Source organism: Massilia sp. UYP32 (genome assembly GCF_050434365.1).
Taxonomy (GTDB): domain Bacteria; phylum Pseudomonadota; class Gammaproteobacteria; order Burkholderiales; family Burkholderiaceae_D; genus Telluria; species Telluria timonae.
In genome coordinates this window covers 1-7,656 of the sequence record NZ_JBNDIK010000050.1, presented here as the reverse complement: position 1 = coordinate 7,656, position 7,656 = coordinate 1, and the positions used below count along the sequence as shown (strand labels likewise).

The following is a 7,656-nucleotide window of genomic DNA, read 5'->3' as shown; positions in this document are numbered from 1 at the left end:
TCCCGAACAGGACCGTGAAACGACTTTGCGCCGATGATAGTGCTGCAACCAGTGTGAAAGTAGGTTATCGTCAGGCTAGTTATATGAAAAACCCCTCCAGGTGATCCTGGTGGGGTTTTTTGCTTTGGAGACGCGTAAAATCCCAAGGTCATACTGTTCTCTTACCTAGGAAAAGCGATGAAGGTCTATCTCGTTGTCGTCGACACGCTGGCGGATTGGGAAATCGGATACCTGACGGCAGAACTGCATAGCCGCCGGTTTTTCGCAGATCCATCGCAAGACTTCCAATTGCTGAAGGCAGGCCTGAGCCGTGGCGTGGTGACGAGCATGGGCGGCGTGACCCATGCGCCGGATATCGCAATCGGCGACATCCGGATGGACGACAACGATCTGCTCCTGCTTCCAGGGGCGGAAATCTGGCAGTCTGCACAAGCAAGACCAGCCCTCGAACTGGCGCGCGACGCGCTGGACCAAGGCCACCAGGTCGCCGCCATCTGTGGCGCGACCGTCGGCCTGGCCAGCACCGGCGCATTGAATGCACGGCGCCACACTTCCAACGACCCCGGATTGTTGAAAGCATCCTGCCCCGACTATCGCGGTGAACACATGTACCGCAAGGAGCCGGCTGTCCGCGGCGACAACCTGATCACGGCAACCGGCCTGGCGCCGCTCGAGTTCTCCTACGAAGTTCTCAAGATGCTCAAGGTCTGGAAGCCGGAGACCACCAAGGCCTGGTACCGCTTGCACAAGACCCGCCAGGAGCGCTGGTACCATGAATTGGTCGCATCGATGTCGGATGCGTCCGCCATTCCTTCATAGAGCGCGATGGATTACCAGCAGCTTCTCGCCCAGCGCCGCGCGCACCCATCCTGGCGGCTCCTCGCCGCCGACCACGCGCCGATGATCGCCAGCTTCCTGCACCGCAGCTTTGTCGCGCCCAATGTGCGCACGATTGCCCGCCAGCAGCTGGTGTCGCAACTGGACGATCACCTGTACCAGCTTCATGAGCTGACCGGCGAACAGCTGTTTCCCAAGCCCGCGGCCAGCTATCTGGACGACTGGGCGTCCGACGACCGCGGCTGGCTGCGCAAATACTATCCACCAGGCGAAGACGAACCGCACTACGATCTGACCTCGCCTGCCGAGCAGGCCCTGGAATGGCTGCAGGGCCTGGGCCAGCGTGCTTTCATCGGTACCGAGTCGCGCTTGATGACCGTGTTCGACCTGCTCAAGCAGATCGCCGACGGCACCGAGCTCAATCCCCGTGCGCGCATTGCCGAACTCCAGAAACGCAAGGCGGACATCGACGCCGAAATCGCGCGGATCAAGGAGGGCCACCTGACCCTGATGGAACCGACCCAGGTGCGCGAACGCTTCCTGCAAATGGCGGCCACCGCGCGTGAACTGCTGTCCGATTTTCGTGCGCTCGACCAGAACTTCCGCATGCTCGACCGCAGCGTGCGCGAAAGGATCGCCACTTGGGACGGCGGCAAGGGCGAACTGCTGCAGCAGATCTTCGGCTGGCGCGACCTGATCACCGAATCCGACGAAGGCAAGAGCTTTCGCGCCTTCTGGGACTTGCTGATGTCGCCGTCGCGCCAGGATGAACTGGGCAAGCTGCTGGAGCAGGTGATGGCGCTCGCGCCGATCCGCGAACTCGAACCCGACGGCCGCCTGCGCCGCATCCACTACGACTGGCTGGAAGCCGGCGAGGTTACCCAGCGCACCGTGGCGCGCCTGTCGGAGCAGCTGCGCCGCTATCTGGATGACCAGGCCTGGCTCGAGAACCGCCGCATCATGGAGCTGATCCGGCAGGTCGAACAGAAAGCGCTGTCGCTGCGCGGGCAGGTTCCCGATGCGGCCTTCGCCGACATCGACGACGCCGGGCCGGAGTTCGCCTTGCCCATGGAGCGGGTGCTCTACACGCCGCCATTCAAGGCCGACATTCGCGCGGTGGAAGTCGAGGAGGCCGGCGCGACCGCCTTGTCCGATGCGCTGTTCGAACAGGTTTACGTCGACCAGGTGCGCCTGGCATCCAACGTGCGGCGCGCACTGCAGACCCGCAGCCAGGTATCGCTGGCGGCGGTCGTGATGGACAATCCGATCGAGCAGGGCCTGGCCGAACTGGCGACCTACCTGAAACTGGCGACCCAGGACGTGGCCGCCGTGATCGACGACGAGCGCGATGAATGCGTCCGCTGGACCGGCGCCGATGGCCACCAGCGTCAGGCGACGCTGCCGATGGTAATCTTCACACTACGGGAACGAGAGGACGAATGATTGACGACGACCAGCTGGGACAAGTGGTAGTCACCCTGTTCCAGGGCGTGCTGTATCGCGAAAACGCCGAGCCGCAATGGCAGGCACTGCTCGACCTGCAGGCGCGCGTGCGCGACTATTGCAGCGTGATCGGGCTCGAACTGATCCTTGACGAGGCGGAGGGCTATGCCTATCTGCGCCAGCGGGCGTCCAAGCCCGAGACGCCGGACTTGCCGCGTCTGGTCCAGCGCCGCCAGCTCAGCTTCCCAGTCAGCCTGATCCTGGTCCTGCTGCGCAAGAAGCTGGCCGAGTTCGACGCGCTCAGTGCAGATACCCGGCTGGTCGTCAGCCGCGAGGACATCGTCGACCAGATGCGCCTGTTCCTGCCCGATACCGCCAACGAAGCGCGCCTGCTCGACCGCATGGATACGCATCTCGGCAAGGTCGTCGACCTCGGCTTCCTGCGGCGCCTGCGCGGTCAGGACGGGCAGTTCGAAGTGCGGCGCGTATTGAAGGCCTTCGTCGATGCCCAGTGGCTCGACGACTTCGCCCAGCGCCTGGACGGCTATGCCAGGCATGCCGGGGCGAGCGCCGGCAAGGAGGGCGTCGAATGAACGCCGGACCCGATCCCGAGCTGGCGACGGCGACCGAGCAGGCCGGCTTCCGCCTGCGCCGCTTCGAAGTGTACAACTGGGGCACCTTCCACCAGCGCGTTTGGAGGATGCAGCCGCACGGCGCCAATATGCTCCTGACTGGCGATATCGGATCCGGCAAGTCGACCCTGGTCGATGCGCTCACTACCTTGCTGGTCCCGTTCAACAAGATCTCGTACAACAAGGCGGCCGGCGCCGACGCGCGCGAACGCTCGCTGCGCACCTATGTGCTGGGCCACTTCAAGTCCGAGCGCGGTGACACCGGCCTCTCCGCGCGTGCGGTCGCGCTGCGCGACCAGCACAGCTACTCGGTGCTGCTCGGAGAGTTCCATAACGAAGGCTACGAGGAGACCATCACGCTCGCGCAGGTATTCTGGTTCAAGGACCCGCGCGGCCAGCCGGAGCGATTCTATGTGGTCGCCGAAACGGCGCTGACGATCGCCGATGATTTTTCGGGCTTCGCCGACATCAATCAGCTGCGCAAGCGCCTGCGAGCGCGGTCCGGCATTGCTCTGCACGACAGCTTCCCAGCCTATGGCGCCGATTTCAGGCGCCGTTTCGGCATCGCATCGGAACAGGCGATGGACCTGTTCAACCAGACGGTGTCGATGAAATCGGTGGGCAACCTGACCGAGTTCGTGCGTGAGCACATGCTCGAGCCGTTCCCGGTGCAGGCCCGCATCGACATGCTGATCACGCACTTCGACGACTTGAACCGGGCCCACGAGGCGGTGCTCAAGGCGCGCGCGCAGATCGAGCGCCTGCAACCCCTGAACGCCGACTGCGATCGCCACGCGGCGCTGGTGACGCAGATGGATGAGCTGCGGATCTGTCGCGAAGCCCTGCGGCCCTGGTTCGCGCTGCTCAAGACCGAGCTGCTGGACAAGCGCATCGCCAACCTGGCAGCGGACGAGGAACGCACCGCCACCCGCCTGGCCCAGTTGGAGCAGGAGCGGCGCGAACACGCCCGTACCCGCGACGAACTGACCGCCGCCATCTCGGCCAATGGCGGCAACCGGATCGAACAGATCATGGGCGAGATCGCGCGCGTCGACGCCGCTCGCAGCGAAAAGAACGCGCGCGCGCAGCAGTACGAGCTGATCGCCTCGGCGCTCGGCTTGCCGGCGCCGCACGATGCCGGCGCCTTCGATGCCAACCGGGGCGCCATTGACACAGGCCAGGCCGCCTGCGTCGCGCAGCGCGACGAGCGCAGCAACCGCCTGACCGAGGCTGGCGTGACGGTGCGCGAGCTGAGAAAGCTGCACGGCGAACTGACCGACGAACTCGAATCGCTGCGCAAGCGCCGGTCCAATATTCCGCGCCAGATGCTCACGCTGCGCGAGGCCTTGTGCGACGCGCTAACGATCGCGCCTGATGCGCTGCCCTTCATCGGCGAGTTGATCCAGGTGCGCGAGGACGAGCGTGCTTGGGAAGGGGCGGCCGAGCGCTTGCTGCATGCCTTCGGCCTGTCGCTGCTGGTGCCCGAACAGCATTACGCGCAGGTGGCGGCATGGGCCGAGCGTACCCACCTTGGCGCGCGCCTGGTGTATTACCGGGTGCGGCCATTGTCCCCGGCCGAGCCGCCATCCCTGCATCCGCATTCATTGGTGCGCAAGCTGTCGATCCAGCCGGATTCGCCGCTCTATGCCTGGATCGAGGGCGAGCTGGCGCGGCGTTTCGACTATGCCTGTTGCGACTCCATGGAACTGTTTCGGCGCGAGCAGCGCGCGATCACCCGTAACGGACAGGTGAAGTCGGGCGGCGAGCGTCACGAAAAGGATGACCGGCGCCAGATCGGCGACCGCACCAGCTATGTGCTGGGCTGGTCGAACGAGGCGAAGATCGCGGCGCTGGAGAAGCAGGAGCGCGACCTGTCCACGCGTATCACGGAACATACCCGGCAAATCCTCGAGCTCAAGCGCGAAGCTGCCGAATGGGGCAGAGTGCTCGGTCTCTGGCAGCAGTTGGCGGTGTTCGCCAGCTTCGCTGATCTCGACTGGAAGCCGCTGGTGGCGATGATCGACAGGCTCGAGCGCGAGCAGCAGGAGCTGGCGGCATCGTCCGACCTGCTGCGCACCTTGCAGCAGCAGTTGCGCGATCTCGGAGACGTCCAGGCCGGCATCGATGCGCAGCATGCACAGGCCAATGCCGCGCTGGCGACGCTGGTGGAGAAATTGAGCCAGGCCCGCAGCCTGCTGGGCGAGAGCGAGGCGCTTGCCGGTGCGATCGACGACGCCATGCGCGCCACTACGCTGCCGGTGCTCGAGACGCTGCGCGAGCAGGCCTTGGGCGAGCACACGCTGACGGTCGAATCATGCGATAACCGCGAGCGCGACATGCGTGAATTCGTGCAGGCACGCATCGACGCCGACAGCAAACGCATCGCGACACTGCGCGACAGGATCATCACCGCCATGCAGGACTATGCGACTACCTGGCCGCTCGATGCGCGCGAGGTCGATGTGAGCATCGAGGCGGCGCCCGAGTTCCGGCGCATGCTGCAGGTGCTGGAAGCCGACGACCTGCCGCGCTTCGCCGGCAAGTTCAAGGAGCTGCTCAACGAAAACACGATCCGCGAGATCGCCGGATTCCAGTCGCAGCTCAAGCGCGAGCGCGAAACGATCCGCGAGCGGGTCGAGACCATCAACACCTCGCTGCATGCGATCGACTACAACCCGAATCGCTACATCGCCCTGGAGGCGGAACCGAGCCTGGACGCCGACCTGCGCGACTTCCAGCAAGACCTGCGCAGCTGTACCGAAGGCGCGCTGACCGGGTCGAGCGACGAGGAGTACACCGAGGCGAAATTCCTGCAGGTGCGGCGCATCATCGAGCGCTTTCGGGGCCGCGAAGGCTGCGCCGAGATGGACCGGCGCTGGACCCGCAAGGTGACCGATGTGCGCAACTGGTTCGTGTTCTCGGCGTCCGAGCGTTGGCGCGAGGACGACAGCGAGCATGAACACTACACCGACGCCGGCGGCAAGTCCGGTGGCCAGAAGGAGAAGCTGGCCTACACGGTGCTGGCAGCCAGCCTGGCCTACCAGTTCGGCCTCGAATGGGGCGCCGTGCGTTCGCGCTCGTTCCGCTTCGTGGTCATTGACGAGGCGTTCGGACGCGGTTCCGACGAATCTGCGCGCTATGGGCTGGAGCTGTTCCGGCGCATGAACCTGCAACTGCTGATCGTGACGCCGCTGCAGAAGATCCACATCATCGAGCCATACGTCGCCGGCCTGGGGTTCGTGCACAGCGAAGAAGGTCGGCAGTCGATGCTGCGCTACCTGAGCATCGAGGAGTACCGCGCCGAGCGCGGTGCGCGGGCCGGATGATGGCGGCGCGCAGCGCATGGTCGTCGCCGGGCGACATCGTCGCCAGCGTCCAGCGCCTGTGGGACAGCGGCGCTATCCTGGCGGCGCGCCTGGACGGCGTCGCCTTGTTTCCGCATGAAGTCCGGCTGCGGCAACCTTCGGTCGCAGCCATGGGCGAGCAGTTCGACCTCGTGCGCGACTGGATCGGCGCCTTGCGCAGCAGCAGCCGTCCAGAACGCGGCGATGGCTATGAGCTGGTCTGGCGCGACATCAACCACCGCCAGCTGGGGCGCAACCGCATCCCGGTTGCCGCCATCGTGGAGTCGGAAGCGTCGGCGCTGCGCATGATCGGCCGTGGCGCGGACACGCGGCGCTTCGACGAATTGGTCGCCATGACCCTCGGCGCGTTTCCCGTCCTTCGTCCCTGGCTGGCCAGGCAGCCGCTCCGCCTGCTCGAGCACGGGGATGGATGGGAGCGCGTCCTGGCCGTGCTGCGCTGGTTCGTGGCGAATCCACGTCCAGGCATCTATCTGCGTCAGCTCGATATCCCGGGTGTCGACACGAAGTTCATCGAAGTGCGCAAGGGGCTGATGGCCGAACTGCTCGATCAGGTGCTGCCTGCCGAATCGATCGATGCCGGCGCCGTCGGCGCGCGGCAGTTCGACACGCGTTACGGGCTGCTGGGAAAACCAGCGCAAATTCGTTTCCGCATACTCGACCAGCGGCACTATGTCGGCGGTTGCTCCGACCTGATGGTGCCTGTGGCGCAGTTCGCCGCATTGCGCACGGGCGTGGACCGGGTCTACATCACGGAGAACGAGGTGAATGCACTGGCATTTCCCGATGTGGAGTCGAGCATGGTGGTGTTCGGTGGCGGCTATGGCATCGACCGCCTGGCGCAGGTGGACTGGTTACGCAGCCGGCGCGTCCTGTACTGGGGCGATATCGATACGCATGGCTTTGCGATCCTCGATCGCCTGCGGGCGTCGATCCCGGGCGCGGCATCGCTGCTGATGGATGCCGACACGTTACAGGCACATCGCCATGTATGGGGGCAGGAGGATGGCGACAAACGTTGCCTGGCAGACCTGATGAGGCTGACGGAGCAGGAGCGGGAGCTGTTTCTGCAGTTGCGCGGCGATATCCTTGGGGAGCGCTTACGCCTCGAGCAGGAGCGCATTGGCTACACATGGGCGGTCGACGCGATTCGACAAACATGAAAACTGGCCCTTGCGGGGGCGCTGGCGCTTTGCTATAGTCTCGCTCCTCGACGCAGACGCCACCTCACGGTAGCGAAAGCGAAGAGAAAAAAGGGGTTGACGAAAAATGAGAAACACTTCATACTCTCGCCTCTCTGCTGCTGACGAACACAACGATTCGCAACGATGCAGCAAGAAGAAGCACCGAATTCTGATCTTTAAAAATTAACAGTCGATAAG

General features: G+C 64.6%; 5 protein-coding genes. All 5 read left to right on the top strand.

Going from position 1 to position 7,656, the window contains the following annotated elements; translation table 11 throughout:
* Positions 1-177 precede the first annotated feature (177 nt).
* From ABIB42_RS25650 to ABIB42_RS25630, 5 genes are read left to right on the top strand one after another with little or no spacing between them, the layout of a single operon-like run.
* Positions 178-819 (top strand): type 1 glutamine amidotransferase family protein, encoded by a 642-nt coding sequence (locus ABIB42_RS25650; RefSeq protein ID WP_005664648.1) that lies wholly within the window; start codon positions 178-180, stop codon positions 817-819.
* A 6-nt stretch (positions 820-825) separates the two neighbouring features.
* Positions 826-2,280 carry a DUF3375 domain-containing protein gene (locus tag ABIB42_RS25645; protein WP_184240555.1) on the top strand — a complete coding sequence of 485 codons (1,455 nt, stop codon included), beginning with the start codon at positions 826-828 and terminating at the stop codon, positions 2,278-2,280.
* On the top strand, positions 2,277-2,873 hold the full coding sequence (locus ABIB42_RS25640; protein WP_005664653.1) for a DUF4194 domain-containing protein: 597 nt from the start codon (positions 2,277-2,279) through the stop codon (positions 2,871-2,873). The genes ABIB42_RS25645 and ABIB42_RS25640 overlap by 4 nt, the downstream gene beginning before the upstream one ends.
* Positions 2,870-6,238 (top strand): ATP-binding protein, encoded by a 3,369-nt coding sequence (locus ABIB42_RS25635; protein WP_219861677.1) that lies wholly within the window; start codon positions 2,870-2,872, stop codon positions 6,236-6,238. The genes ABIB42_RS25640 and ABIB42_RS25635 overlap by 4 nt, the downstream gene beginning before the upstream one ends.
* Positions 6,235-7,437, top strand: coding sequence for a DUF3322 domain-containing protein (locus ABIB42_RS25630; protein ID WP_005664657.1), 1,203 nt, complete (start codon positions 6,235-6,237; stop codon positions 7,435-7,437). The genes ABIB42_RS25635 and ABIB42_RS25630 overlap by 4 nt, the downstream gene beginning before the upstream one ends.
* Positions 7,438-7,656: the final 219 nt, after the last annotated feature.